The sequence below is a fragment of the Pseudoclavibacter sp. Z016 genome (genome assembly GCF_002931215.1).
Taxonomy (GTDB): domain Bacteria; phylum Actinomycetota; class Actinomycetes; order Actinomycetales; family Microbacteriaceae; genus Pseudoclavibacter.
Genome location: NZ_PSTU01000011.1, coordinates 43,617 through 68,515 on the forward strand (window position 1 = coordinate 43,617; position 24,899 = coordinate 68,515).

A 24,899-nucleotide genomic window follows, 5' to 3' on the forward strand; every position below is an offset into this window, starting at 1 on the left:
TGTGATGACCTGGTCAGAGCTCTGAGAGCCCTCGTCCATCGAAGAACTTGCCGGCCTTGTACAGAATGGGCGCGTCGTCGGTGGTGGTTGCGTGGTGCACGCGGCCGATGAAGATGGTGTGCGTGAGCGCCTGGAAGCGCTCTTTGATCTCGACCTCGATGGAGGCGGAGGAGCCGTCGATGAGCGGGCTGCCCTCTGGTCCTTCGTGCCAGGTGATGTCGGCGAACTTGTCCGGGGACTTGGAGGCGAAGGTCGCGAGCACGTGCTGCTGCTCGCTCGAGAGGATGTTGATGCCGAGGTTCGTCGACCGGAAGAGCGAGGGGTACGTGGACGACGACTTCTGCACGCACACGAGCACGAGGGGCGGGTCGAGGGACACCGAGGAGTAGGCGCTGACGGCGAGGCCGCGGGGGCGGCCCTCCTCGTCCTTCGTCGTGACGACGGTGACGCCGGAGATGAACTGCTTGTTGAACGCCTTGAGCATCTCGCGCGGGGGAGCCGCGGACTCGTCGGCGTAGTCGGCGTCGGCATCCTCGAACGCCGAGTGCAGGGAGGGGAGGCCGAGGTGGGTGAGCAGCTCGCCGGAGTCCCAGGTCACGCGCTCGGAAGAGACGCGTCCGTCCCGCAGGGTGCCGTAGTTGGATCCGTTCGTGACGACGCGCTTGCCTGTCGGGGGGACAGTGCCGAGCGGCTGGCTGAACGTGCCGTCGGAGGTCCAGAAGACGGCGAGCGCGTCGTCCTCGACCAGGACCTGGTCGATGCGCGTGACGAGGTCCGGGAACGCGGCGCGCACCTCGGTGACCTCCTGCTTGAACTCGTCGAGTGCGGACACCCGACCCGATCTTGTGCTCTCGCGCCGATAATCCGTGGTCACGAGGGCTTCGAACGCACCGAAGTCACCCCGATCCCAGACGTCGGACCATGCAGCTGCGACAGCATCTTTGATGTTTGCTTGCATGCAACGGAGCGTAACCCTGGGTTCATGCATGCGTCAACGCTTGGTTGTAAACGTTGTGTTTCCTGAGAAAAATCGGAGTCGTTGACAATTCTGTGGCATGCCAGCTAGCGTTCTTGTATGCAACAGATCACGCCGTTGGGTCTCAGCGATGAGGCGTACGCAGACCTCCCTCTCCTCGAGCGACTTCGCCGTCTCGTGACGAGCGGCACGTACCCACCCGGCGACCCGATGCCGGAGCTCGTGCTCGCGCAGGAGTTCGGCGTGAGCCGCACGCCTATCCGCGAGGCGCTCAAGCAGCTGGAGAACGAGGGCCTCGTCGAGATCCGTCCCCGCGTCGGGACGTTCGTGCGAACACCCACCCGGCGGGAGATCGTCGAGCTGTTCCAGCTCAAGGAATCGCTGGAAGGGCTCGCCGCGAACCTGCTCGCCCGCCGCGGCCCCACCTCGGAGGTCGCCGCCCTCTCGCGCAACCTCGACGAGAGCGACGCCGCCGCCAAGGCCGGCGACACGGCGGAGTACGCCCGCCTCGTGCACGAGTTCCACTGGACCATCGTGCTCGGCGCCGACAACGCCAAACTCGCGGAGCACTACGAGCGCCTCATGAACCAGCTCGCCTACCACCGCATCGTGCTGCGCACGATCGAGCGCCCCGGCCGTCTGCTCGCCTCCAACCACGAGCACCGCGCGGTTGTGCGCTCGATCGTGGAGAAGGATGCGATCGGCGCCGAGTTCGCCATGCGAACGCACGTCGAGGCGTCGAGCCGCGCAGCCCTCGCGCCGGCCGATCACGGCAACCCGGCCGACAGCGAGTCGATCACCGCCTGAGTCGCCGACGCCCATCCGGGCACACCAGACGTTCGAGGAGACCAGGAGCCACCATGACCACCACCGCCACAGCGACCGAGCGTCGCGGCGAGACGCTGCGCGAGCGCGCCGTCGCCCTCGGCGTGCGCAAGATCTCGACTGCCTACGAGGACATCATCTCGGACGGCGGCGTCGACGCCCCGACCGCGATCCGGCAGGCGAGCGCCGTCGCCGTCGTCCGCAACCCGTGGGTCGGGGCCGGACCCATCGCCGACCTCACGGAGGCCACGTCCGAGATCGCGCCCATCGTCGCCAAGCTCCTCAGCGACCGCCTCCTGGAGGCGCTCGGCGGGGCCGCGAACGTCGAAGCGTTCGGGAAGGCCGCCGTCGTCGGCGTCGACGGCGAGATCGAGCACGCCGGCGCGCTCATCCACACCCCGTACTTCGGCAACCTGCTCCGCGAGTTCCTCGAGGGCACCTCGATCATCTGCTTCTCGGACACGAGAGCCGAGGCCGGGGGCGACCTGCGAGTGCCGCTCTGGCACAAGACCGCCGCGGCAACGCGCAGCCACTACCAGTCGCTCGACGTGCACCTCGCGGATGCGCCGCACCGCGACGAGATCGCGGTCATCGCGGTCGCGTCGTCCGGCCCCCGCCCTCACCCCCGGATCGGAGACCGCACGACCGACGTGAAGGTCACCTCCGACATCCTGAAAGGAATCGCAGCATGAAGGTTCGCAGAGTCATCACCATCGTCGACGAGACGCTCATCGAGGGCGGCCGCACGGTCTCGCCCGCGGCGAGGACCGCGGTCGTCGCCGCCATCATCGAGAACCCGTGGGCTGGCCAGGGCTTCGTCGAGGACCTGAGCGCCGGCATCGACGCCGTCGCATCCGAGCTCGGAGCGCTGCTCGCCCCCCGCGTCATGGAGGCGCTCGGAGCACCGCTCGAGGCATACGGCAAGGCCGCGATCATCGGGCTGAACGGCGAGGTCGAGCACGGCTCGGCGCTCATTCACACGCTCAAGTTCGGCGACCACTTCCGGAAGGCGGCGAACGCGAGCACCCTGCTGCCCGCAGTCGAGAAGCGCGGGCCGGCCGGCGTCGCGTTCGACATCCCGCTCAAGCACTTCACCGACGCGACGATCCGCTCGCACCATCAGTCGTTCGAGGTGCGGATCGCGGATGCGCCGCACCCGGACGAGATCCTCGTCGCCCTGGCCGGGGCTGCCCAGGGGCGCCCGCAGCAGCGACTCGCGGCGCTCTCGACCGAGCTGTAGCGGGGCGCCGACGTGAGCTCGACGCCGACACGCACGCCCATCGTGCTGCTGCACGGGGTGGGGCTCGATCGGACCATGTGGGGCCGCGTCGAGGAGCTGCTCGACCGGCCGACGATCGCCCTCGACCTGCCGGGTCATGGAGCCCAGCCGCGGCTGCGCGGGGCGATGTCGCTCGCCGAGTTCGCGGCCGATGTCGCCGAGCGGCTTCCGAGCGGGCCGGTCCACCTCGTGGGCTTCTCGCTCGGGGCGCTCGTCGCCCAGCGAATCGCGAGCCACTCGAACGACCGAGTCCGGTCGCTCGTCTGCGTCAGCTCCGTCTGCCAGCGGACCCCACAGGAGCGCGACGCCGTGCTCGCCCGGCTCGCCTCGGCGCGGACCGACTTCGGCGCGACCGTCGAGCGCTCGCTCGAACGCTGGTACTCGGGAAGCGACGTGGCTCCCGAGACGGTCGACGCGACGAGGCGGGTGCTCGAAGCCAACGACGTCGAGTCGTTCGGGCACGCCTACGAGATCTTCGCGACGGGTGACCGGCAGATCGAAGCTGATCTGGCCTCCATCTCCGTCCCGACCCTCGCCATCACGGGCGAGCTCGACCCCGGCTCGACGCCCGACATGAGCCGCAGGCTCGCCGCCGCCATCCCGGATGCCCGGTCGCGCATCGTCGCCGGCGTGCGGCACATGCTTCCCGTCGAAGCGCCCGAGGCCTTCGCCGCGGAGCTCGCGAAGCACATCGAAGACACGGAACTCGCCAACTCCAGGCACCACGAAGGAGCACACCATGACTGACCGCTACGGACATTTCATCGACGGGGGCTGGCGCGATCCCGCCGGCGGCGCCTACTTCGAGAGCATCAACCCCGCGACCCTCGAGGTGCTGTACGAGGCGGCGAGGGGCGACGCCGCCGACGTCGAGCTGGCGGTCTCCGCGGCCAGCCGGGCGTTCGAGGCGCCGAGCTGGAGTGGCCTCACGGCGACGCAGCGGGGCAAGCTGTTGCGCCGCCTCGGCGACCTGGTGGCCGAGAACGCCGACGAGCTCGCCCGCCTGGAGAGCCTCGACAACGGCAAGCTCCTGCGCGAGATGCGCGGCCAGCTCGCGTCGCTGCCCGAGTACCTCTACTACTACGGCGGGCTCGCCGACAAGATCCAGGGCTCGCAGATCCCCACCAGCAACCTGCAGATCCTCAACTACACGCAGCACGAGCCGCTTGGCGTGGTCGGCGCGATCACGCCGTGGAACTCCCCGCTGACGCTCACGACCTCGAAGCTCGCGCCTGCGCTGGCAGCCGGCAACACCGTCGTCATCAAGCCGAGCGAGTACACCTCGCGCACGGTGCTCCGCTTCGCCCAGCTCGCGAGCGAGGCCGGGTTCCCCGACGGCGTCGTCAACGTCGTCACGGGCCTCGGCGCAGAGGCAGGCGCGGCGCTCGTCGAGAGTCCCCTCATCGCGAAGATCTCCTTCACGGGGTCGACGCGCACGGGCTCGGCCATCGCGGCGAGCGCGGCGGCGCGGTTCATCGGATGCACGCTCGAATTGGGCGGGAAGAGCCCGAACATCGTGTTCGACGACGCGAACATCGAGAACGCGGCGATGGGGGTCATCGCGGGGATCTACGCCGCGGCGGGCCAGACCTGCATCGCCGGGAGCCGCGTCTTCGCGCATCGCTCCGTCTACGACGAGCTGCTCGAGCGCGTCTCCGCTCGCGCGAAGTCCATCGTCATCGGCGACCCCCTCGACGATGCGACCGAGCTCGGCCCGCTCGCCTTCAGCGACCAGCTCGAGAAGGTCAGATCGTATGTCGGCATCGGCGTCGACGAGGGCGCGACCCTCTATGCCGGAGGCGGCCGCCCCGACGTGCAGCTCCCCGGCTACTACTTCGAGCCCACCGTGCTGACCGACGTCACCAACAGCATGCGCGTCGTCCGCGAGGAGATCTTCGGGCCCGTCGCCGCCATCATGCCCTTCGACACGGAGGACGAGGTCGTCGGGCTGGCCAACGACACCGAGTTCGGCCTCGCGGCCGGCGTGTGGACGCAGAACCTCGCCCGCGCCCATCGCCTCTCGCGTCGCCTCGACGCCGGCACCATCTGGGTCAACACCTACCGCGCCATGTCGCCCATGTCGCCGAGGCAGGGCTTCAAGAACTCCGGCGTCGGCATCGAGCACGGCATCGAGTCCATGCACGAGTACACCCGCCTCAAGAGCGTGTGGATCAACACCGACGAATCGCCCGTCGCCGACCCGTTCGTGATGCGGGGGTAGGGCCGCATGCCACTCATCGACATCTCCATCGCCAAGGGGCGCACCCCGGAGCAGCTCAGGGCCCTCATCGACGGCGTGCACCGCGTCGCCGAGGAGACCGTGGGCGCCGCACCCGAGAACATCACGGTCGTCATCCGCGAGATCGAGCACGAGCACTGGTCTCGCGGGAACACCACCATCGCGGAACGCGCCGCCCGCCGCTGACGGCAGCAGCACCTCCACTCTCGAAAGGACACGACAATGCGTTTCTCTCTGTTCATCCACATGGAGCGCTGGGACGACTCCGTCAGCACCGAGCAGCTCTTCGCCGAGCTCGTCGAGCTCACGCTCCTGGCCGAGAAGGCCGGCTTCAGCACGGTGTGGATCGGCGAGCACCACTCGATGGAGTACACGATCTCCCCGAGCCCCATGCCGCAGCTCGCGTACCTCGCCGCGGTCACCACGAAGATCCGCCTCGGCGCAGGCACGATCATCGCCCCCTTCTGGAACCCGCTCCGGGTGGCCGGAGAGACGGCCCTGCTCGACGTCATCAGCGGCGGGCGCGCCGAGGTCGGACTGGCGCGCGGCGCGTACCAGTTCGAGTTCGACCGCCTCGCGGGCGGCATGCCAGGCAAGGAGGGCGGCAAGCACCTGCGCGAGCTGATCCCCGCCGTGCGCGAGCTCTGGCAGGGCGACTACGCCCACGACGGCGAGGTCTGGCAGTTCCCCGTCTCCACGAGCGTCCCGAAGCCCGTGCAGCAGCCGACTCCGCCGATGTGGGTCGCGGCCCGCGACCCCGACACGCACGACTTCGCGGTCGCCAACGGCTGCAACGTCATGGTGACGCCGCTCATGAAGGGCGACGAGGAGGTCGCCGACCTCGTGACCAAGTTCGAGACGGCGGTGTCGAACCATCCCGAGGTCGCACGCCCCGAGATCATGGTGCTGCGCCACACCTACGTGCACGAGGAGAGCGACCCAGACGGCTGGCGACCGGCCGCCGAGGGGGTCAACAAGTTCTACCGCACCTTCGACGCCTGGTTCGGCAACACGACCGACCCCGTCGACGGGTTCCTCGAGCCGAGCCCGGAGGCGAAGTTCTCGGAGCGGCCCGAGTTCACGCCCGAGTCACTGCACAAGACCGCCATGATCGGCACGCCGGACGAGGTCATCGCCCGCCTGCGCGAGTACGAGTCGCTCGGGGTCGACGAGTTCAGCTTCTGGAGCGACAACTCCCTCTCCCACGAGCAGAAGAAGCGCTCGCTCGAGCTGTTCATCGAGCACGTCGTACCCGCCTTCCAGTAGCTCGGGGCTCACGCGCCCCGGCCGAGGTCAGGGGCGCGTGAGCTTCAGCAGGAGCACGGGCGTCTTCGCCTTGTACTCCTCGTAGTCGGCGTCGCCGCCCCACTTCTTGTCGGCTTTGGCCTCGAGCAGCGGCACTCCGCTGACCTTCGAGAGCAGCAGCACGACGAAGACCGGCGAGATGAGCGCGATCCACTGCCAGCCGACCAGAACGGGGATGGCGACGATGGCGACGCCGACCCAGAGCAGGATCTCGCCGAAGTAGTTGGGGTGGCGCGAACGCGACCAGAGGCCCGTGCGGATGAACCGACCCTTGTTCGCCGGGTCGGCCTTGAACGCGTTCTTCTGCAGGTCGGCGACGACCTCGATGACGAACCCGGCCACCCAGATGACGATGCCGACGATGCCGAGCCAGCCGATGGGCTCGCGCTCCGCGGTGCCCCCGGCGATCGCAATCCACGCCGCGGCGGCCGTGAGGCTCACCCAGAGGCCCTGCATGATCCAGACCCGCAGGAACCGCAGCTTGTCGCCCTTGATGTCGTCGAAGCGATCGTCGGAGCCCGAGCGGTGGATGCGCGCGAAGAGGAACGAGCCGAGCCGCAATGCCCACAGGATCACCATGGCTCCGAGGATCCAGGAGCGAGCATCCGGTGCCGGTGCCGCGATGAGCAGGCCGATGGTGACGACGATGAACGTCGCGCTTCCCGTGAGGTCGAAGAACCGCTCGGTCTTCGCCGCCGCCGAGGGCAGGTAGACGAGTACCTGGATGAGGAACGCGGCCGCGACGGCCCACGCGTAGAGCGGGAACCCGGCCAGCTCCGCCCCGCCCTGGCTGCCGGCGAGCGCGACGAGCGCGCCGATCAGCACGGCGATGGCGATCGTGATGATCGTCGCCCGGTTCTTGCTTCCCGCGGTGCTCGTGCCGCCTGGGGTGATGTCGCTCGTCATGCTGCTGCCTCTCGAGGCGCTGTGCGCCAGGGGGAATGGGGTGATCAGGAAGAGTGGTGATCAGGAAGAGTAGAGGGCGTCGACGACGTCCGTGCTGCGCTGCAGCACCGCTGCGCGCTTGAGCTTGAGCGTCGGCGTCACGAAGGTCGGATCGTCGAGGTCCGTCGCGATGAGCGTGAAGCGTCGCACCTGCTCGCTGCGGGCGACGAGCTCGTTGGCGCGGTCGACGGCGCGCTGGACGTGCTCGCGCGCCTTCGCATCCACGACCGTCAGGAGCTCGTGCTGCTCTGGCCTCGGGTGGGCGCTCGCTGCGACCTCGGCGGAGAACTCGGCGAGGGCCACTGGGTCGAGGATGACGAGCGCCGAGAGGTAGTTGCGGCCCTCGCCGATCATGACGGCGTGCGAGACGAGGGAGTCAGACTCGACGGAGGACTCCCACCGCATGGGGACGATGGTCTTGCCGTTGGAGGTGACGATGACGTCCTTCAGACGGCCCTCGAGGACAACCCGGCCCTGCTCGTCGAGGCGGCCGAGGTCGCCGGTGCGGAAGAAGCCGTCGACGAACGCGTCCTGGTTGTGCTCGGGGTTGCGGTAGCCGCTGAAGACGCCGATACCGCGGGCCAGGATCTCCCCGTCGTCGCTGATGCGGACCGTGGAGCCGGGCAGCGGCCGACCCACCGTTCCCGAGCGGATGTCGCTCGGGAGGTTGCCGGTCAGGGGCGCCGTCGTCTCGGTGAGGCCGTAGCCCTCGATGACGGGCACGCCGATGCCGCCGAAGAAGAGGGAGAGCTCGGCGTCGAGGGTGGCGCCTCCGGAGAGGATGTGGGTGACGCGGCCGCCCATGACCTGCCGCAGTCGGCGGTAGAAGACCGAGTCGAAGAGGCGGTGCCGGATGCGCAGGCCAAGCGGGGCGCGTGCGGCCGGAGCTCTCGTCTCGCGGAACTCACCCCACTGGACGGCGGTGCTCTGCGCCGACGCCCAGACCTTGCTGAGCCCGCTCGCGGCGGCCTTGGCACCGGCTGCGGCCTGGATCTTCTGCAGGACGCGGGGCACGACGACGAGGAACGTCGGCTTCAGCTGCCCGAGGGTGCCGACGACGGCGGCCGGGTCGGCGAGGTGGGCGATGCGCATGCCGCTCGCGAGGCAGATGAGCTGCAGTCCGCGGGCGAGCACGTGGGCGAGGGGCAGGAAGATGATGGTGTTGCCCGCGGGATGCACGACCTCGCCGTAGGCGGCTGCGATGTTGAGGACCTGGCCGAGGAAGTTCTCGTGTGTGAGCACGGCCCCCTTGGGCTCTCCCGTGGTGCCGGAGGTGTAGACGATCGTCGCGGGGGAGTCGGGGGTCGCGAGCAGGCGGCGCTCCTCGAGGGCCTCGTCGGCGACGCCGAGCCCGAGGGCGGCGAGGCGCTCGAGGTCGCGATGCTCGCCGGGGCCGTCGGCCGCATCCATCGACCAGACGCCGAGCGCGTCGGATCCGCGCGCATCGAGTGGCGTCGTGAGCAGTCCCACGTGGTGGGCGCTGCCGCCGACCGCGAGCACCACCTTGGCGTCGTGGATGATCGCCGAGACCTGGGTGGGTGCCGAGGTCTCGTAGATCGGCACGACGACGCCGCCGGCGAACCACACCGCGAGGTCCGCGACGGCCCACTCGTAGCGGGTGGGCGCCATGATGGCGATCGCGTCGCCGGGGCGCACGCCGATGGCGAGCAGCCCCTTGGCGACGGCTCGCACGGTCTCCGTGAACTCGCTCGTCGATACGTTGCGCCACGGAGCACTCGGATCGGTGGGGTCGCTCGGCACCTCGAACGCCGCGTGGTCCGGGGCGATCTCGGCACGTCGGGCGAGCAGATCGGTGACGTTGCGGTACCCGCCGGGGGCTCCGATGACGTCGGGGCCCACGAGGAGGGGAGTCGAGGATTCCAGCACTGCAGCCGCCTTTCGCGCGCCGGGCTGTCTCGCCCGTGTACGAAGGATTCGGAGCAGGGGAAGCCGGTGGATTGGACCGTATCGTGTCTTCGGCTTCGGGAGCTATCGACCCGCCAGATTTTTGCTAGCTAGGTTAGCTATTACGCCGTCTGGGTGACTGCGTGGCGCTCAGCGCTGGCGGTGCGAGCGCTGCGCGGTCGACGCAGGAGGGCGTCAACGGCCCACCGTCCGCCTCCCGTGAGGACAAGAGCGATGCCGAGGAGCGCCAGGACGAGCACGAACTCGTAGCCGCCGTCCTGCGCGAAGAAGCCGGCCGTGAAGTGCACCGTGAACATGGCGCCGAGCGAGACGATCGCGAGCAGGGCTGCGGCGACGCGAGTGAAGAGGCCCGCGATGAGCAGCGCCCCCGCACCGATCTCCACGAAGGGGAGGGCGATTCCGGCCACGTCCGCGAGCGGGACGCCGAGGCCCGCGAGCATCTCCTGGACGCCGGCGATTCCCGTGGTCGTGAGCTTCTGGACTCCGTGGAGCAGCATGGTCGCGCCGAGCGCGATACGGAGGATGAGCAGAGCGGCATTCGCTGAGGTTGACATGCGGTCGACGCTAGGAAGCGAGGCAAGCGGGAACCTGAGAAGCGCTGGTCGGGGGCGACGCCGAGCTGTCCGGGTGCGCCCCGGGTGTTCCGGACCGTCCGCGAGGCGAGCTTCACCGACGCTTTTGCCAGGCCCGCGGGGGCCTGCCTGGTGGAAAGTCGGGAGGGTGAACGGCTCTTCAGCCCGAACCCGTCTGTATGACTTTGCTATGACTCAGAGCTTCCGAGCCCTGGCCGGGCGTGCCTGTCCGGCGTGGTCGCTGGGGTCAGCCTGCGAGCGGCTCGATCGTCGTGCCGCTCTCGGTCGCTTTGCCGAACTTCGGTGCCTCGCCGACGAACGTGCATCCGCGAAACGTCGTGGCTGCGTTGAACTTGGCTCCGGTGAAGCTGCAGTCGATGAACCGCGTGTTCGTGAACTCGGCGCCGGAGAGCTCGGCGCCATCGAAGGCGCAGTTCGAGAAGACCGTGCCGGGGACTGCGCGGAGGCGTCGCAGCTTCGCGTCGCGGAACGTGCAGTCGGAGACCTCCGGCCCGATGGAGGCCTGCGGGATGCTCGCGCCCGTGAAGGTACAGGCTCGCAGTGACCCCTCGAGACGGGTGTGCGCCGTCAGCTTGGCGCCGTCGAAGTGGCAGCGCGTGAGGGTGCTGTTGCTGATGCTGAGTCCGCCGACGAGTCCGCTGGCGTCGACGTTCGAGAGCTCGAGGTGCGCGACGGCGATGCCGAGGCTGCCGGCCTGCAGCTCGCGGAGATCCGTGGTGCCGGCGGATGCGTCGTGCCAGCTGGGGGTGAGCCGATGCGGGCCCGGCACGACGCTCGAGAGGCGCGAGAGCTGGGTGCGCAGCGACGAGAGCTCCGCGGAGGTCCATCTTTCGCGGAGGGTCTTGCGGTCGGCGGCGCTCATGCCCTCGAGCGTAGCGGGCCGGGCCCATGGGGCTGAGCAGAGGGGATCGGGCAGACGTGGGGTAGGAGCCTCGGGCAGGCGCGGGTCGTCTTCGTCTTCGCTATCCTGTTCGCAGCGTCGCGTGCCGCTGGCAGTTTGTGTCAGGCATGGAGGCGCCGAATCGAAGGAGAACGGCGATGATGTCGTCACCCCCTTCGCCCTCGTGTGACTGAGGGCGAACCTGATGAGTGCGAACGAGAAAGCCAGGCTCATTGCCTGGAGCAGCGAGCTGAGGGACGTGCACGCGCGTCTGCGCGCCGCCCTGCGAGTCACCAGGGAAGCGGTCGAGAACGGTGATCCGGCAGAGCCGGCGGCGCGGGACCTGCTGCTGTACTGCCACGGTTTCTGCTCGGCGCTCGATGGGCACCATCGTGGCGAGGACCGCGAGCTGTTCCCGGCGATCGCGGCGGCGCATCCCGAGCTGCGTGACACGCTGCGGTACCTGCAGCAGGACCATTCGATGATCGCGCACCTCCTCTCGGGGCTGCAGTCGTCCGTGGACGCGGGTGCGTCGCCCCGTGTGCTCGACCGCCACCTCGAGGGCATCGCGGCGATCATGGAGTCGCACTTCCGCTACGAAGAGCGGCAGTTGCTCGAGGTGCTCGAGACGCTGGCGTTCGACGCCGATCCCTCTGCCGTGCTCGGGCCCCTGTAGTGCGTCAGTCGCGGTGCCTCTCGGTGTCGGTCGTGCCGCTGGGCTCGGCCCGCTGCCGCTGCCGCTGCTCGCGGGGCGCGCGGGATCGGTGCGACGACCAGGCGGCCCACAGCTCACGGTAGGGGCCCTCGGAATCGAGCAGCTCGTCGTGCGTTCCGTCCTCCACGATGCGGCCGTGCTCCATGACGAGCACCCGTTCGGCGCTGCTCGCCTGCGTCAGGTGGTGGGCGACGGTGACGACCGTCCGCCCCGCGAGGGCTCGCCGTGCCGCGTCCTCGAGGGCGCGTGCGTCGGTCGTGTCGGCGTCGGCCGTCGCCTCGTCGAGGATGACGATGGGGGCGCGGGTCACGAGCGCACGAGCGAGGGCGAGACGGTGCGCATCCGTGGCCGTGAGCTCGGCGTTGCCCTCGCCGATGAGCGTCTCGAGGCCGTCGGCGAACGTGTGCCGCCATCGTGGCCCCGCGACCGATTCGAGGGCTTCGTGCAGCTCCGCGTCACTTGCGTTCTCGCGCGCCATGAGGAGGTTGTGGCGGAGGGTTCCCGAGAAGACGTGCACGTCCTGGCTCACCATCACGACCCGTCGCGCCCGCTCGTTCTCCTCCATGAGCGCCGGGTCGAGACCGGCGACGTCGACGCGCCCTTCGCGCACGTCGAGGAGCCCCATCAGCACGCGCGCGAGGGTGCTCTTGCCTGCGCCGGACGAGCCGACGATCGCGACGCGCTGGCCTGCCGGGATGCGCAGCTCGTCGATCCAGAGGACCGCCGGGCGGCCCGGGTATGCGGCGACGACACCGCGCAGCTCCGCGTCGGGGGTGGCTGGCTCCCCGGCGACGGCGGCGGCGATCGCGGCCCCTGCCGCGGAGGCGGGCGCGGAGAGCCCGGCCCGTGCCGGAGCGAGCTGGATGACGCCAGCGACGCGGGCGAGCGAGGCGCCCGCCGACTGCAGGTCGTCGACGAGCATGAGCAGCGCGATGAAGGGCCCGAAGAGGGCTTGGAAGAGGAGCGCCGCGGTCGTGACCTCGCCGATCGTCGCCGAACCGCTGAAGGCGAGCCAGGCGCCGACGAGGAGGACCGATGCCAGGCCGACGGCCTCGGCCATGTTCATGCGGAACCCGAAGCGGCTCTGCACGATGCGGGTGCGCAGCGACCAGCGCAGCACGTTCCAGGAGCGCGTGCGGATGCGCTCGGTGATGGCCTTGCCCCACCCGAAGGCGTGCACGGTGGGGAGGGCCTGGATGGCGGAGACCATCTCGCGGGAGCGCGCCGCGACGGCGACCCGCTCGGCGGCGTAGAGGCGTGGCGCCTTCCGCAGGTAGCGCCACAAGGCGAAGGCGTGCACGGGCACGACGGTGAGCATGGCGAGCAGGAACAGGGGGTTGAGGACGGCGAGGCCGATGCCCGTCGCGATGACCGCGAGGCCCGCCGAGACGACGGCAGGCACGGCGCCCGTGGTCACCTCGCCGACGGTGTCGACGTCGTCGGTGGCCCGGGAGACGAGCTCGCCGTCGGCGATCTCGTCGACGAGGACGGGCGGCAGGGAGAGCGCGGCGGAGACGAAGTCCTCGCGGAGGCGGGCGAGCGCCGTCTCCAGGGCCGCGGCGAGCGCCATCGAGCCGAGGGCGCCGAGGGCCGCGCTGCCCGCGATCCCGGCGATGAGCAGGAGCGCGACGTCGAGGAGGCTGTGGTCGACGCCCGTGACGGCGTCGACGAGACGCCCCAGCCCCGTGGGCACGAGCAGCGCTGCGCCCGCGGCGGCCCCGAGCAGGGCGATCGAGAGCACGAGCATCCACGGGCGAAGGGTGAGCAGATGCCAGGCGAGCCTGGCTGCGCGCTTGCCGCTCGCGATCGGCAGCGTCGTGGGCTTGGCCGACGAGTGCACGCCCGTCATGCGACCGCCTCCGCGTAGCGGGGGTCCGTCGACATCAGCTCGTCGTGGGTTCCCTCTGCCGCGATGCTGCCGTCGCGGAGGACGAGCACGCGGTCGGCCCTGACGAGGAGCTGCGGGTTGGAGCAGACCACGACGGTCGCGCGCTGGGCCGTGGCCGTGCGCATCCGCTCGCCGATGTGCTGCTCGGTGACGGCGTCGATGGATCCGGTCGGCTCGTGCAGCACGAGGACGGGGGCCGGGGCGGCGAGGGCCCTGGCGAGGGCGAGCCGCTGGCGCTGGCCGCCGGAGAGGGTGCGCCCCGCACCGCCGAGTGGGGTGCGGATGCCGTTCGGCAGCTGCTCGAGCACGTCCTCGAAGGCGGCGGCCGCGAGCGCGTCGTCGGGCGATCGTCGCGCGCCGGCGACCCCGGTCACGCCGACGACGTTCGCCGCGACGGTGCCCGGAACGGTGTGGGCGGCGTGGGGCGCCGCGGTCACGAGCTCGTGGAGGCGTTCGGCGTCGACTTCCGCGAGCGGGAGCCCGTCGACCGTGATGGTGCCGAGGGGCGGGTGGATGCGCCCGCCGAGCAGTCCGACGAGCTCGGCGGCGTCGTGGGCGTCGGCGACGACGCCGATGATCTCGCCCCGCTCGACCGTGAAGCTCACCTCGCGGAGGTGCGCGCCGGTGAGGCCGGAGACCGCGAGTGCCGGGGTCAGGCCCACAGGGACCGGGCGCGCTGCGGTCGGGCGTTCGCGGGCCGACGCGCCGCCTGAGGTCTCCGCACTCGGGTCGACGGCTGGTCCGTCGCCTTCGCGCGGCTCCCGCGCATAGGGGGCCTGGAGCAGGGAGAGCACGCGCTTCGCGGAGGCGCCGGCTCGCGCCCACACGGCGCCCACGTTGACGGCGAGCGCTTCCATGGGGCCCATGACGACCTGGACGACGCCGACGACGGTGATGAGCTGCCCGACCGTGATGCTGCCCTGGGCGGCGAGGGCCGCGGCGATGAGGCCGATCGCGACGACGAAGATCCCCGTCGCGGTGCTCGAGACGCCCACGAACCACGCCTCGGCTCGCCTCGTGGCGATCGCCGCGACGCGCGCCCGCTGGCTCGCCTCCGCGTAGCTACGGGCGGCGCGGCCCGTTGCCCCGAGCGCTGTGAGGGTGCGGAACCCTGCGATGGCGTTGGCGGCGAGCGACGCGGAGTCGGCGGTGAGCCGCTGCTGGTCTTCGGCCCGCGCGCGCAGGTGCCTGCCGAAGCGATCGAGCAGCAGGAGGAAGAGGGGGCCGCCGACGATCACGGCGACCCCGAGCGGCCAGGCGATGCTGATGAGCACCACGCCGGCGGCGATGACGGCGGCGAGCTCGGCGACGGGGTGCACGAAGAGGAGACCCCCGAACGCGACCCGCTGCACGTCGGAACCGCCGACGCCGAGCAGCTCGCCCGTGGGGCGTTGCCGGTCGCCGAACCCTCGGGGGTCGAGGCTCCGCTCGCTCACCCGCATCCGCAGCTCGTGGTGTGCTCGCTGGATGCCGTTCACGAGGAAGTAGACGCCGGTCCGGTACGACCAGGCCAGCAGCACGAAGACGGCGACGAGCACCGCGACCCACACCGCGAGCTGGGGTACGTCCCGGTCGACGATGCCTCGGTCGATGACGAGGCCCACCACGACCGGCACCGCCACCTCGCAGAGCTGGTGCGACACGAAGAGGGCCGTCGCCGGGGCGAGCCAGCGCTTGACACTCATCGCGGTCTGCACGATGAGGCGCCTCGGCCCGGTCGTCTGCGCTGCTGCCACGCGGTGGCCTCCTGCTTGGTGCGGTCGACGTGCTTCGGATGTGCGGGAATTGAGCCGCGAGACGCCTCAGGTTAGGACGACCTTGCTATTTTTCCCTAGTTTCGAGAATTCCGCGCCCATGTCGCTCGTGTGCGGCATTCTCGTGTGCGGCATTCATGTGCGCGGCATTCACCGGTGCGGCATCCACGTGCGGGGCGTTCAGTCGAGGGAGAGCCATCCGCCGAGATGGGCGGCGACGCTGACGTCGCCGGGCAGGGCCCGGACCGTGGCGTCGGGCCGCTGCTCGGTGCGCCACGCGGCGGCCGCACCCCAGCGCTCGGTGCGACGGAGCGCGCGCTCCGACCTCACGACGACGTGCTCGCCGAGGCGGACCGCCCCGAGGTCGGAGATGCCGACCTCGGACACGGCGCGCTGCAGGGTACCTGCCTCGGGTCGATCGAAGCGCACGGCGGCGTCGATCTCGATGCGGACTCGCCCGCGAGGGAGGGCGCGCGAGGCTGGGACCACCCTCGTGTCCGAACCGAAGACCCGGTGGTGCTCGTCCGGGACGACGACGCTCGCGTGGGGGAGATGCTCGAGGAGGCTGTCCACGCAGACGAAGGCGGCGCCCGCGCTCGGCGCAGCGGCCAGTACGGCGATGACGTCGGGGGCCGCCGTGCGGAGTGCGCGGGGTCGAGAGCCGTCGACGCCGATCTTCCGTGAGAGCAGCAGGGTCTCGTCGTTCTTGTGCACCTGGCTATCTGCGTCGGCGGCGGTCCTTCCCGCCCAGTCCGGGCCGTCGTGCCACGCCACGGCGGCCGGCTCGTAGGCGAGCACCGCCCCGGCGAGCCAGGCTCGGTGGGCCCACTCCCAGTCTTCGCCGCCGTAGCCGAGGAAGTCCTCGTCGAAGCCACCCGTCTGGTCGAAGAACCAGCGGGTGCAGGAGAAGACGGCGCCGATGACGAACCGGTAGGAGCGGTCGTCGGCATCGAGCAGCCTGCGCGAATCACGGTAGGCGTCGGCGAGCCAGGCGGGTTCCTCGAGTTCGTGCTCGGGCCCGGCGGCCTCGATCGCAGCGTCTGTGTCGATGCCGGCGAAGTCCGCGTGCTTGCGGTGCCCCGCGACGACAGCCTCCGGGAGGAGGGACGGGAGCGCCGCCATCCGCGACACGTACTCGGGCTCCGGTGCGGTGTCGGCGTCGAGGAAGCACAGCACGTCGCCCGTCGCGGCGCGCGCGCCGAGGTTCCTCGCGGCACCGGCCCGGAAGCCGAGGTCTTCTTGGACGAGGAGGCGCACCCCCGGTGGCACACGTGGCGCCGCTCGCGACCCGTCATCGACGACGATGACCTCGAGCAGCTCGGCCGGATGCGTCTGCCGCGCGAGGGCGGCGAGGGTGCGGTCGAGCTCCGACTGCTGCTCGAAGTGCACGACGATGACCGAGACGCTTCGCGGTTCGGGGTTCCCGGCACGTGCATCAGCGCCAGCGCCAGCGCCAGCGCCACCGCCACCGTCATTGCTGGAGCCAGCGTCAGCGAGGGCGAGGTCCCAGCGGTTGCCGGGCACCGAGCGGCCAAACGGGGGCAGCTCGGATGCGCTTGCGCTCACAGCGCCGCCCACCAGCTGAGGTAGGCGCGGGCGATCTCCTCGATGCTCGGGGAGGTCGACGTGGTCTCGTCGAGCCACGTCGACTCGGGCTCGCGGAGCGCACCTCGCAGCGCCTCGGCGAGCTGGCCATCCCGGACGAGCAGCATGGTCTTCGGGCGGATGGTGTCCATCTCGCGGAAGTAGTCGGAGTCGACCGTGAGCGGCCTGCGGCCTGCGGACAGCCAGTCGGTGAGGGAGCCGGAGGCCGACACGTGCTGGTGCGCGATGATCGGCACGGCGACGGCCCGGCTGCGCGCGAGGCGATCCTCGGGGGAGAGGAACCCGGTGCTCGTGAACTCGACGCCCAGCTCGGCCGCGTACCTGCCGAGGTCGACGAGCTCCTGCTCGTGCCCGGCGGACGCGCATCCGAGGGCCACGACGCGCGGACGATCGGAGGCCGGGATGGTGGCGACGGCCTCGACGACCTCGAGGTGCCCCTTGCCCGGGTAGTAGAAGCCGAGCACGGCGATCTCGTCGCTCGGCTGCCAGTCGGCGGGGCGGGGCTGCGGTGGCTGCGCCGGGAGCGGCACGACGTGCACCTCCACGCGGCGGCCGAGGGCGAGCTCGAGGAGTCGCTGCTCGTGGGCGCTGTTGCAGACGGTGCCGGCCGCGGCCGCCACGACCCTGCGGTAGCAGTCGGTGCGACGGGGGAAGCCGCGTTCGCCGTCGGAGGGCTGTGGGACGTCGTGGAGGGTGACGCTCACGGGTCCGCGCGCGGCGAGGCGCTCGAACCGCTCGGCGGCGCGTTCGGGGGTGCTGCCCCAGAGGCGGTCGGTGAAGTGGACGTGCGCGAGCTGCGAGGAGTCGAGCCCGTGCGCACTGCGGTACGTGACGGCGGAGTCGAGCTTCGCGACGGCTGTCGCGACGGCGCGCGCGTATTGGTCGACGCCGTGGGTCTCGTCGTCGCGGTGCAGGAGCAGGGGCGTGGTGCTCACGCGGCCCTCAGCGCTTCCATCGTCGCCCCGTGCCTGGCGAGCCCCGCCGCGACGGCGTCCGGGTGCTCCCGGTACCAGGCGAGGTGGGCGTCGCGAATGCGGTCGGCCGGGATGGCCTTGCCTTCGACGGTCCACGACTCGGTCGCGACGTCCTCGAGCCCCCACGCGTCGATGACGGACTGCTCGCGGGGTGCGTGGATGGAGTTCAGGATCTCGCGGTCGAGGGTGATGGCCACCTCCGGGAGGCCGAGGCGATCGCGCACGCGGCTCGCGGTCTCGAGCCAGATGGGGTTGCCGGGGTGGTTGATCGTGCGCGCCTGCGCGAACGTGGGGTGCCGGAAGAGCTCGGAGACCGTCACGGTGCCGTGGTGCTCCTCGCGGGTGCGCAGCTGGGCGATCGACTCGGCGGCGACGGCCGCGACCGCGTTCCGCGAGGCGGACACGGGGAGCGCATCCACCCCCGCCGCCTCGGCCAGGATGCGGAGGTCGTGGTACGGCACGAGGGGTGGCACCAGCGAGGTGTCGGACGGTGGGCGGATGATCGCCTGGAAGGGGTAGAGGCCAGCGAACCGGATGACGGGGAACAGGGCCACGCGCGCGTCGCTCGGCAGCTGTGCTGCGAGCTGCCGCGTGCCGACGGGCAGCCCGCGGTAGTCGTCGCGCACGGGCTGGGAGACGAGGAAGCTCGCGCGGCCGAGCCAGGCCTCGAGGTACGGGAGGTCGGTGGCCTCGAGCTCGTGCACCGGCGGAGTGCGCACGAAGCGGACGTCGTCGCCGAGCGCGAGACGGAGCGATTCTGCCTGGCAGTTGCCGATGGCGAGCCCCACGGGGCGGTCGTCCTCGGAAACGGGGCCGTTCTCGGGTGCGAAGAACTCTGCGAGGTGCGCGAGGCGTGCGGTGGCGTGCGTCATCGAGGGGAGCGTTCTCCGAACCTGCCGAGGTGGGTGGGGGTGGGGGGTGCGGCTCAGCCTAGCTCCCGGGCGACCTGCCGCAGCGTGGGGTTGAGTTCGGGGTGCACAAAGTGGTAACCGGCCTCCGTGAGGCGCTCCGGCAGCACCCACCGGCTCTTCAGGATGAGCTCGGGCTCGGTGCGCAGCACGGCCATCGCGGGCTCGAGCATCCACCGCCAGGACGGCATGCCGAAGGGGGCCCGCACGGCGCGGCGGATGCCGGCCATGAGGGTGCGGTTGTCGCTCGGGTTCGGGCTGGACACGTTCACGACGCCGTCGAGCTCCGCTCGGTCGAGGAGGAAGCGGACGGCCCCGACGACATCGTCGACGTGCACCCAGCTGAACTTCTGGCGGCCTCTCGTGCGGTACTGCGGGGCGCGTCCGTCACCGCTCGGCGCGCTGCCGATGCCCCGGTAGCGACGGTGGTTCGGCGCCCAGCCGTCGATGTTGGGCCCGCCGAGGCCGATGCGGGCAAGCGTGAAGAGCTTGCTCGCGGCGGGGCCGTCGCCGAGCACGATCGCCATGCGGAGCGCGACCCGACGAGTGCCGGGCAGCTCGCCCTCGAAGAACGCGTGCTCCCAGCTGCGGGCGACGTCGACGGAGAAGCCCTGCCCCAGCTCGCCGGTCGACTCCGTGTTCGGCCGGTCGGTGGCATGACGGTAGATGGTGGCCGTCGACGCGTTGAACCAGACGCGCGGAGGGGCGGTCGCGGTCTCGACGGCGGACCGCAGTGCGCTCGTCGTCTCGACCCGCGAGCGCAGGATCTCGTTCCTGTTGGCATCGGTGTAGCGGCAGTTCACGGACTTGCCGGCGAGGTTGATGAGCACCTCGGCGCCGTCGATGGCCCGCTGGATCGCCGCGGGGTCGCCCCAGCGCACCGACTCGTGTCTGCCGATGCGCGTGATCTCCCAGCCGTCGCGCTCGAAATCGGCGGCGAGGGCTCGGCCCACGAACCCGCTTGCCCCGGCGATGACGACGCGGCGTCGGCTGGTGGCGGGGGACTGCTCGGCGTGGTTCTTCGGTTCCATGTGGCCGAGTGTAGTACTTTCTGAACATGTTCAGTTCTAAGAGCGGCGAGATGATCGAACCGGGAGCGGCACCCACGAAGCGCGAGCGGACCCGCGCCCTCATTCGCGACATCGCACTCCGGTCCTTCCGCGAGCGCGGGTACGACGCCACGACGGTGCGGCGCATCGCCGACGAGGCCGGGGTGTCGGTCGGCACCACCAACTACCACTTCGCCACCAAGAACCACCTCGTGCAGGAGCTGTACCTCGACGTCCAGCTCGGGCACGCTGCCGCAGCCGAACCACAGCTCGACGGGGTGCGCGACCTCGTCGATCGCCTCGCCGTCGTCTACCGCACCGGACTCGAGCAGCTCGAGCCCTACCACCCGCACGCCCCGGAGTTCCTCGCGGCCTCGGTGTCGCCGCGCTCGCCCATCAACCCGCTCTCCGAGGAATCCGCGCCGGCGCTCGCGGTGATCCGGGGGCTCTTCGAGAGCGCCGTCGAGGGGGCGAAGTCGCCGCTTCCCGACGAGTTCAGGGCTGGCCTGCCGCAGGCGCTTGTGCTGAGCCACCTGCTGCTCGCGCTGCTCTGGGTCTACGACTCCTCGCCCGGGCGCGAGCGCACGAGCCGCATCCTGGACCGCGCGCTCAACCTGCTGCGGATGACGCTGCCGCTCACGCGGATCCCCGTCGTGCGGGCCCCGCTGCGCGAGCTCCTCGCGCTGGCCTCCGACGTGAGGGCCTGATGGCCGGGGGAGAGGGCGCGGTGGAGCGTGGGATGAAGTGCGAGATGGACTGCGCTGGCGTACCCAGGGTCGAGCCCGAGCCCGAGCCCGAGCCCGAGCCCGAGCCCGAGCCCGAGCCCGAGCCCGAGCCCGGCGTCGGGGCCGGCGACGGGCTTGGCGTCGGGCTTGGCGACGAGCCGCGGTCTGTGGGGTCGCGGTCTGTGGGGCCGCTGTCCGTCTCCGAGGCGGTGCTCGGTGACGACTTCGCGCGCCTTGACGCCCAGCTTCAGCGCTACTTCGGGCCGATCCCGGCCGGGCATGAGGGCCGCGGGCGAGGCGTCTACGCCTGGGCCGGTTCCCGCTACCGGCTGCTGCGCCCGGTGCTTGCCTGGCTCGCGTGGCGTCACGTCCTCTTCCCCGAGCGCGGCCGCGACGTGCCGTTCACCGTCGTCAACCGGCCGGATGGGCCCGAGGCGCTCTCCGCGCGACGGGAGTTCGAGTTCTCCCACGTGACCCGCGTGATGGAGGACACCATGAGCGTCATCCGCAGCCCGGGAGCGCGGCCGCGCCTCGTCGACCGGCTCGGCAGGCGTCGCGGGCTCGAGGTCGACCTCGAGCTGTCCGTCGAAGAGGGCGGTCTGCGGATGCGATCGACGAGGCTCGCGCTCCGGCTCCGCGTGCCGCACCTGCCGACGAGCGGGGTGCGCGGGGTGCGCCGGGTTCACGGGGTGCGCGGAGTGCCCGGGGCGGACGCCGCGTCACCCATCCGGCACCTGCGCATCCCGCTGCCGCGCATCGTGACCATGACGCTCGACGAGCGCGCGCATCCGGACGGCGACGGGCGCCAGTGCGTCGACGTGCGCCTGCGGGCGCCGCTGCTCGGGGACGTGTTCCGCTACCTCGGCGAGTTCGAGTACGGCATCGTGCCGGTGCTCGCCCCGGGGTCGGTGCCGCTGCCGATGTCGGTGTCGGTCCCGGAGACAGGGCCGGAGCCGTTGCCGAAACCGGAGCCGTTGCCGAAACCGGAGCAGCCGTCGAGGTCGGGCGACTCCGGAGGATTCCCGGGCACGAGCGCGTAGTCTCGCGCCGGAACGAGCCCCACAGGGACCGGCATCCCGAGACCTGCATCCCGAGACCAGCATTGCGAGGCCGCATGGACACGAGCACCGAGACGCCCGAGATTCCGGAGATCGCCATCGGCGGCCCGGTCAGACGCACGATCGCCATCCTCGGCGCGGGCGGCGACCTGACGGAGCGCCTGCTGCTGCCCGGCATCGCGAAGGTCGTCGACGCGAGCCCTGAGGTCGAGGTGCACCTCATCGGGGCGGCCCGCACGCCGCAGTCCCGCGACGAGTGGCGGGGCGTCGTCCGCCGCAGCCTCGAGGCCGCCAGCGTGTCCGCCGCGACCATCGATGGGCTCGTGGCGAGGTCCGAGTTCGTGGCGACCGACGCATCGTCGCCCGAGGAGCTGCGGGAGCTGCTCGATGCGTGCCCGACCGCGCCGCTGCTCTACATCGCCCTGCCGCCCGCCATGGGCAAGAAGGTCGCTGCGGCGCTTGCCGAGCTCGAGCTGCCGGGAGAGCTGCGGATCGCGATCGAGAAGCCCTTCGGTGAAAGCGAGGCCGATGCGCGGGAACTCAACGAGGCCCTCGCCAAGGTCGTGCCCGACGAGCGACTGTGGCGCATCGACCACTTCCTGGGCACGCCGGCCGCCGTCGAGCTGATGCGCTCACGCGAGGTCGTCGACGCGAGCGGCGTCCCACTCGTCGAGGCGAGCGAGGGCGGCACCCTCGGGCGGGTCGAGATCGTCTTCGAGGAGGAGCTCGGCATCGAGGGACGCGGCGCCTTCTACGACCAGACCGGAGCGCTGCGCGACATGCTGCAGAGCCACCTCATGCTCATGCTCGCGCTCACGGCCATGGAACGGCCGGGCGACCAGGAGAGCGCGCGCGATGCGGCGCACGACGGCGAGCCGGCCGGCACGCTCGACGACGCCATGATCGACGTGCTCCGCAACGTGAGCGTGTGGGACGACGAGCCGGTCTCTGCACGCCGGGCGCGCTACACGGCGGGTGAGGTCGGCGGCAAGCAGCTCCCGGCGTACGTCGACGAAGAGGACGTGGAACCCGAGCGCGGCACCGAGACGCTCGCGGAGATCACGCTGCGGGTCGAGACGCCGAGGTGGCGGGGCATCCCGTTCCTCCTGCGCTCCGGGAAGGCCATCGGGGCTGCGAGGCAGGAGATCGTCCTGACGCCCGCGGATCCGGGAGCGGAGCCGACGCGCATCCCGCTCGACGCCCCCGCCGACGACAACAGCGCTGACCCCTACGCGAGGGTGATAGCGGGCATGCTCGGCGGCAGCACGCTGCTCTCCGTGCGTGGGGATGTCGCCGAGGAGCTCTGGCGCATCGTGGGTCCCGTGCTCGACGCGTGGGACCGGGACGCGGGCGACCTGGGGGAGTACGAGGCCGGCTCGGCGGGGGAAGTCGGGAACGAGGACGAGGACGAGGGCGGCCGCTGAGCGGTTCACGACCGAACCCGCCCCGCGCCAGGAGGGAGGCACGTGCTGCGTGCATGTCGAATCGGCATCGGGTCATGCAGATTCTGAAGCGCCACTGTCGGTGGTCGGCCATAGCCTCGAAGGAGGACTCACCACAGCGCGAGGCTCACTCCACCGCATGAGGCTCACTCCAACGCACGGGCCTCGCTCCAACGCGCGAGGCTCGCTCCAACGCACGAAGAAAGGCACGCAATGACGCTGGCACCACATTCGCTCATCGCCGGAAGCAGCGAACTCGGGGGCGGCGACGAGCTCGTTGCTCGTCGCGCCGCGGACGGGGCGGTGCTCGCGCCGACCTTCCGCAGCAACACGAGCGAGGAGCTCGAGGCCGCCGTTCAGGCGGCGCACGAGGCGTTCGACGAGTACCGCTCGACGTCACCGGCTGATCGGGCGGCCTTCCTGGAGCGGATCGCGGCGGAGATCGAGGCCGACAAGGACGAGATCATCGCCCGCGCCCACGAGGAGACCGGGCTCCCGGTCGCGCGGCTGACCGGCGAGGTCGGGCGCACGACCGGGCAGCTGCGCCTCTTCGCCAAGGTCGTGGCAGAGGGCAGCTGGCATGGGGCCCGCGTCGACGAGGCGCTGCCGGACAGGGCGCCCCTCCCGCGCGCCGACATCCGCCAGCGGAAGATCCCGCTCGGCCCCGTCGCCGTCTTCGGCGCGAGCAACTTCCCGCTCGCGTTCTCGACGGCGGGCGGCGACACGGCCTCCGCGCTCGCGTCGGGCAGTCCCGTCGTGGTGAAGGCGCACAGCGGCCACCTGGGCACGGCGGCGCTCGTCGGCCACGCGATCGCGCGCGCCGTCGAGGCCTCCGGCCTGCCGAGCGGCGTCTTCTCGCAGCTGTACGGCTCCGGGCGGGTCATCGGGCAGGGCCTCGTGGCCGACCCGCGCATCAAGGCGGTGGGCTTCACCGGCTCACGTTCCGGCGGGCTCGCCCTCGTGAGCATCGCCCAGCAGCGGGCGGAGCCGATTCCGGTCTACGCCGAGATGAGCAGCGTCAACCCCGTGTTCGTCCTGTCGGCGGCGCTCGCCGCCGACCCCGCGAAGGTCGCAGCCGACTACGTCGGCTCGCTCACGCTGGGCTCCGGCCAGTTCTGCACCAACCCCGGGGTCGTCCTCGTGCCGAGCGGTGAGTCGGGAGACGCCTTCCTCGCCGAGGTGGGCACTCGCATCGCCGCGGCGAACGGCCAGACCATGCTCACGTCCGGCATCGGCGACGCCTACCGCGAAGGGGTCGCCGAACGCGAGGCCTCCGGCGCGACGGTCGTCGCGCGTGGTCAGGCCGACACGGCGGCGAACGCGCCGGCGCCGATCGTGTTCAGCGATGCCGTCGAGGCCTTCGGCGAAGCGCTCGAGGGCGAGATCTTCGGCGCCGCCGGGCTTGTCCTTCGCTACGACGGCACCGAGCAGCTGCGCGAGTTCGCGGAGCAGCTCGAGGGGCAGCTGACGGCGACGGTCCTCGCGGCCGACGCCGACGCCGACGAGGCCCGAGCCCTCCTGCCCGTGCTCGAGCGCAAGGTCGGGCGCATCCTCTTCAACGGCTGGCCCACCGGCGTCGAGGTCGGCTACTCGATGGTGCACGGCGGGCCGTACCCGGCGACCTCGGATGCGCGCTCGACGTCGGTCGGGGCGCTCGCCATCGAACGGTTCCTGCGCCCCGTCGCCTACCAGGACGTGCCGGACGCCCTCCTGCCTGAGGCGCTGCGCGACGCCAACGAGTGGGGCGTTCCTCGCCTGGTCGAGGGGCGCATCCAGCTGCCCGCCCAGTACTGAGCCACCGCCAGTCGTGCTG

23 protein-coding genes are annotated in these 24,899 nt (G+C 71.2%); 12 read left to right on the forward strand and 11 right to left on the reverse strand.

Translation table 11 applies throughout. From position 1 onward, the window contains the following. Positions 1–13: 13 nt before the first annotated feature. Entirely contained in the window at positions 14–958 is a 945-nt protein-coding gene (locus C5B99_RS06390) for a flavin reductase (RefSeq protein ID WP_104240959.1), read from the reverse strand. A gap of 117 nt (positions 959–1,075) precedes the next feature. Here C5B99_RS06390 and C5B99_RS06395 point away from each other — a divergent pair, with 117 nt between their 5' ends. The 7 genes from C5B99_RS06395 to C5B99_RS06425 are packed head-to-tail and all read left to right on the forward strand — an operon-like array spanning position 1,076 to position 6,585. Then, positions 1,076–1,783, forward strand: coding sequence for a GntR family transcriptional regulator (locus C5B99_RS06395; RefSeq protein ID WP_104240960.1), 708 nt, complete (start codon positions 1,076–1,078; stop codon positions 1,781–1,783). Between the two features lie 53 nt (positions 1,784–1,836). Then, positions 1,837–2,493, forward strand: a complete 657-nt coding sequence (locus C5B99_RS06400; protein WP_104240961.1) for an amino acid synthesis family protein — start codon at positions 1,837–1,839, stop codon at positions 2,491–2,493. Beyond that, positions 2,490–3,041: an amino acid synthesis family protein gene (locus tag C5B99_RS06405; RefSeq protein ID WP_104240962.1), complete on the forward strand. Its 552-nt coding sequence runs from the start codon at positions 2,490–2,492 to the stop codon at positions 3,039–3,041. The genes C5B99_RS06400 and C5B99_RS06405 overlap by 4 nt, the downstream gene beginning before the upstream one ends. A 12-nt stretch (positions 3,042–3,053) precedes the next feature. Continuing rightward, positions 3,054–3,827: an alpha/beta fold hydrolase gene (locus C5B99_RS06410; RefSeq protein ID WP_258063090.1), complete on the forward strand. Its 774-nt coding sequence runs from the start codon at positions 3,054–3,056 to the stop codon at positions 3,825–3,827. Further along, positions 3,820–5,301 (forward strand): aldehyde dehydrogenase, encoded by a 1,482-nt coding sequence (locus C5B99_RS06415; protein WP_104240963.1) that lies wholly within the window; start codon positions 3,820–3,822, stop codon positions 5,299–5,301. Before C5B99_RS06410 ends, C5B99_RS06415 begins: the two co-directional genes overlap by 8 nt. Positions 5,302–5,307: 6 nt before the next feature. Further along, the gene (locus C5B99_RS06420) at positions 5,308–5,505 is read left to right on the forward strand and encodes a 2-hydroxymuconate tautomerase (RefSeq protein WP_104240964.1); all 198 of its coding nucleotides are present in this window, start codon (positions 5,308–5,310) and stop codon (positions 5,503–5,505) included. Between the two features lie 36 nt (positions 5,506–5,541). After that, complete coding sequence (locus tag C5B99_RS06425; RefSeq protein ID WP_104240965.1) at positions 5,542–6,585, forward strand: LLM class flavin-dependent oxidoreductase; 1,044 nt, start codon at positions 5,542–5,544, stop codon at positions 6,583–6,585. A 27-nt stretch (positions 6,586–6,612) separates the two neighbouring features. On the opposite strand, the gene C5B99_RS06430 is transcribed toward C5B99_RS06425, so the two are convergent. The 4 genes from C5B99_RS06430 to C5B99_RS06445 form a co-directional block, all read right to left on the reverse strand. Then, positions 6,613–7,530, reverse strand: a complete 918-nt coding sequence (locus C5B99_RS06430) for a DUF1295 domain-containing protein (RefSeq protein WP_104240966.1) — start codon at positions 7,528–7,530, stop codon at positions 6,613–6,615. Positions 7,531–7,590: 60 nt separating this feature from the next. Continuing rightward, complete coding sequence (locus C5B99_RS06435) at positions 7,591–9,456, reverse strand: long-chain fatty acid--CoA ligase (protein WP_104240967.1); 1,866 nt, start codon at positions 9,454–9,456, stop codon at positions 7,591–7,593. A 140-nt stretch (positions 9,457–9,596) separates the two neighbouring features. Then, a complete protein-coding gene (locus tag C5B99_RS06440; protein ID WP_104240968.1) occupies positions 9,597–10,049 on the reverse strand; it encodes a DoxX family protein in 453 nt (150 codons plus the stop codon). A 265-nt stretch (positions 10,050–10,314) separates the two neighbouring features. Next, positions 10,315–10,950 (reverse strand): pentapeptide repeat-containing protein, encoded by a 636-nt coding sequence (locus C5B99_RS06445; protein WP_181064954.1) that lies wholly within the window; start codon positions 10,948–10,950, stop codon positions 10,315–10,317. Positions 10,951–11,173: 223 nt separating this feature from the next. Between C5B99_RS06445 and C5B99_RS06450 the strand changes: the two genes are divergently transcribed. Further along, on the forward strand, positions 11,174–11,644 hold the full coding sequence (locus tag C5B99_RS06450; RefSeq protein ID WP_104240970.1) for a hemerythrin domain-containing protein: 471 nt from the start codon (positions 11,174–11,176) through the stop codon (positions 11,642–11,644). Positions 11,645–11,648: 4 nt separating this feature from the next. On the opposite strand, the gene C5B99_RS06455 is transcribed toward C5B99_RS06450, so the two are convergent. The 6 genes from C5B99_RS06455 to C5B99_RS06475 all read right to left on the reverse strand — a co-directional run bounded on the left by C5B99_RS06455 (position 11,649) and on the right by C5B99_RS06475 (position 19,843). Next, entirely contained in the window at positions 11,649–13,532 is a 1,884-nt protein-coding gene (locus tag C5B99_RS06455) for an ABC transporter ATP-binding protein (RefSeq protein ID WP_104240971.1), read from the reverse strand. After that, positions 13,529–15,307 (reverse strand): ABC transporter ATP-binding protein, encoded by a 1,779-nt coding sequence (locus C5B99_RS06460; RefSeq protein ID WP_104240972.1) that lies wholly within the window; start codon positions 15,305–15,307, stop codon positions 13,529–13,531. The genes C5B99_RS06455 and C5B99_RS06460 overlap by 4 nt, the downstream gene beginning before the upstream one ends. Before the next feature lie 198 nt (positions 15,308–15,505). Next, positions 15,506–16,891: a glycosyltransferase gene (locus C5B99_RS06465; protein ID WP_258063091.1), complete on the reverse strand. Its 1,386-nt coding sequence runs from the start codon at positions 16,889–16,891 to the stop codon at positions 15,506–15,508. After that, complete coding sequence (locus C5B99_RS19610; RefSeq protein WP_181059598.1) at positions 16,888–17,865, reverse strand: hypothetical protein; 978 nt, start codon at positions 17,863–17,865, stop codon at positions 16,888–16,890. The genes C5B99_RS06465 and C5B99_RS19610 overlap by 4 nt, the downstream gene beginning before the upstream one ends. Continuing rightward, entirely contained in the window at positions 17,862–18,776 is a 915-nt protein-coding gene (locus C5B99_RS06470) for a WcbI family polysaccharide biosynthesis putative acetyltransferase (RefSeq protein ID WP_104240974.1), read from the reverse strand. Before C5B99_RS06470 ends, C5B99_RS19610 begins: the two co-directional genes overlap by 4 nt. A 53-nt stretch (positions 18,777–18,829) precedes the next feature. Then, positions 18,830–19,843, reverse strand: a complete 1,014-nt coding sequence (locus tag C5B99_RS06475; RefSeq protein WP_104240975.1) for an epimerase — start codon at positions 19,841–19,843, stop codon at positions 18,830–18,832. Positions 19,844–19,869: 26 nt separating this feature from the next. On the opposite strand from C5B99_RS06475, the gene C5B99_RS06480 reads away from it, so the two are divergent. From C5B99_RS06480 to C5B99_RS06495, 4 genes are all read left to right on the forward strand, one after another. Next, positions 19,870–20,568 (forward strand): TetR/AcrR family transcriptional regulator, encoded by a 699-nt coding sequence (locus tag C5B99_RS06480; RefSeq protein WP_104240976.1) that lies wholly within the window; start codon positions 19,870–19,872, stop codon positions 20,566–20,568. A 32-nt stretch (positions 20,569–20,600) separates the two neighbouring features. After that, positions 20,601–21,626 carry a DUF4166 domain-containing protein gene (locus C5B99_RS06485; protein WP_181064955.1) on the forward strand — a complete coding sequence of 342 codons (1,026 nt, stop codon included), beginning with the start codon at positions 20,601–20,603 and terminating at the stop codon, positions 21,624–21,626. 74 nt (positions 21,627–21,700) lie between these two features. Further along, the gene (locus C5B99_RS06490) at positions 21,701–23,068 is read left to right on the forward strand and encodes a glucose-6-phosphate dehydrogenase (RefSeq protein ID WP_104240978.1); all 1,368 of its coding nucleotides are present in this window, start codon (positions 21,701–21,703) and stop codon (positions 23,066–23,068) included. Between the two features lie 231 nt (positions 23,069–23,299). Then, complete coding sequence (locus tag C5B99_RS06495; protein ID WP_104240979.1) at positions 23,300–24,880, forward strand: aldehyde dehydrogenase (NADP(+)); 1,581 nt, start codon at positions 23,300–23,302, stop codon at positions 24,878–24,880. The last annotated feature ends 19 nt before the right edge of the window (positions 24,881–24,899 follow it).

Coding starts and splice junctions, on each gene's coding strand:
- C5B99_RS06495 (WP_104240979.1), top strand. CDS start 23,300: ATGACGCTGGCACCACATTCGCTCATCGCCGGAAGCAGCGAACTCGGG.
- C5B99_RS06480 (WP_104240976.1), top strand. CDS start 19,870: ATGTTCAGTTCTAAGAGCGGCGAGATGATCGAACCGGGAGCGGCACCC.
- C5B99_RS06395 (WP_104240960.1), top strand. CDS start 1,076: ATGCAACAGATCACGCCGTTGGGTCTCAGCGATGAGGCGTACGCAGAC.
- C5B99_RS06415 (WP_104240963.1), top strand. CDS start 3,820: ATGACTGACCGCTACGGACATTTCATCGACGGGGGCTGGCGCGATCCC.
- C5B99_RS06400 (WP_104240961.1), top strand. CDS start 1,837: ATGACCACCACCGCCACAGCGACCGAGCGTCGCGGCGAGACGCTGCGC.
- C5B99_RS06405 (WP_104240962.1), top strand. CDS start 2,490: ATGAAGGTTCGCAGAGTCATCACCATCGTCGACGAGACGCTCATCGAG.
- C5B99_RS06485 (WP_181064955.1), top strand. CDS start 20,601: ATGAAGTGCGAGATGGACTGCGCTGGCGTACCCAGGGTCGAGCCCGAG.
- C5B99_RS06445 (WP_181064954.1), bottom strand. CDS start 10,950: ATGAGCGCCGCCGACCGCAAGACCCTCCGCGAAAGATGGACCTCCGCG.
- C5B99_RS06455 (WP_104240971.1), bottom strand. CDS start 13,532: ATGACGGGCGTGCACTCGTCGGCCAAGCCCACGACGCTGCCGATCGCG.
- C5B99_RS06420 (WP_104240964.1), top strand. CDS start 5,308: ATGCCACTCATCGACATCTCCATCGCCAAGGGGCGCACCCCGGAGCAG.
- C5B99_RS06450 (WP_104240970.1), top strand. CDS start 11,174: ATGAGTGCGAACGAGAAAGCCAGGCTCATTGCCTGGAGCAGCGAGCTG.
- C5B99_RS06430 (WP_104240966.1), bottom strand. CDS start 7,530: ATGACGAGCGACATCACCCCAGGCGGCACGAGCACCGCGGGAAGCAAG.
- C5B99_RS06390 (WP_104240959.1), bottom strand. CDS start 958: ATGCAAGCAAACATCAAAGATGCTGTCGCAGCTGCATGGTCCGACGTC.
- C5B99_RS06440 (WP_104240968.1), bottom strand. CDS start 10,049: ATGTCAACCTCAGCGAATGCCGCTCTGCTCATCCTCCGTATCGCGCTC.
- C5B99_RS06475 (WP_104240975.1), bottom strand. CDS start 19,843: ATGGAACCGAAGAACCACGCCGAGCAGTCCCCCGCCACCAGCCGACGC.
- C5B99_RS06425 (WP_104240965.1), top strand. CDS start 5,542: ATGCGTTTCTCTCTGTTCATCCACATGGAGCGCTGGGACGACTCCGTC.
- C5B99_RS06490 (WP_104240978.1), top strand. CDS start 21,701: ATGGACACGAGCACCGAGACGCCCGAGATTCCGGAGATCGCCATCGGC.
- C5B99_RS06470 (WP_104240974.1), bottom strand. CDS start 18,776: ATGACGCACGCCACCGCACGCCTCGCGCACCTCGCAGAGTTCTTCGCA.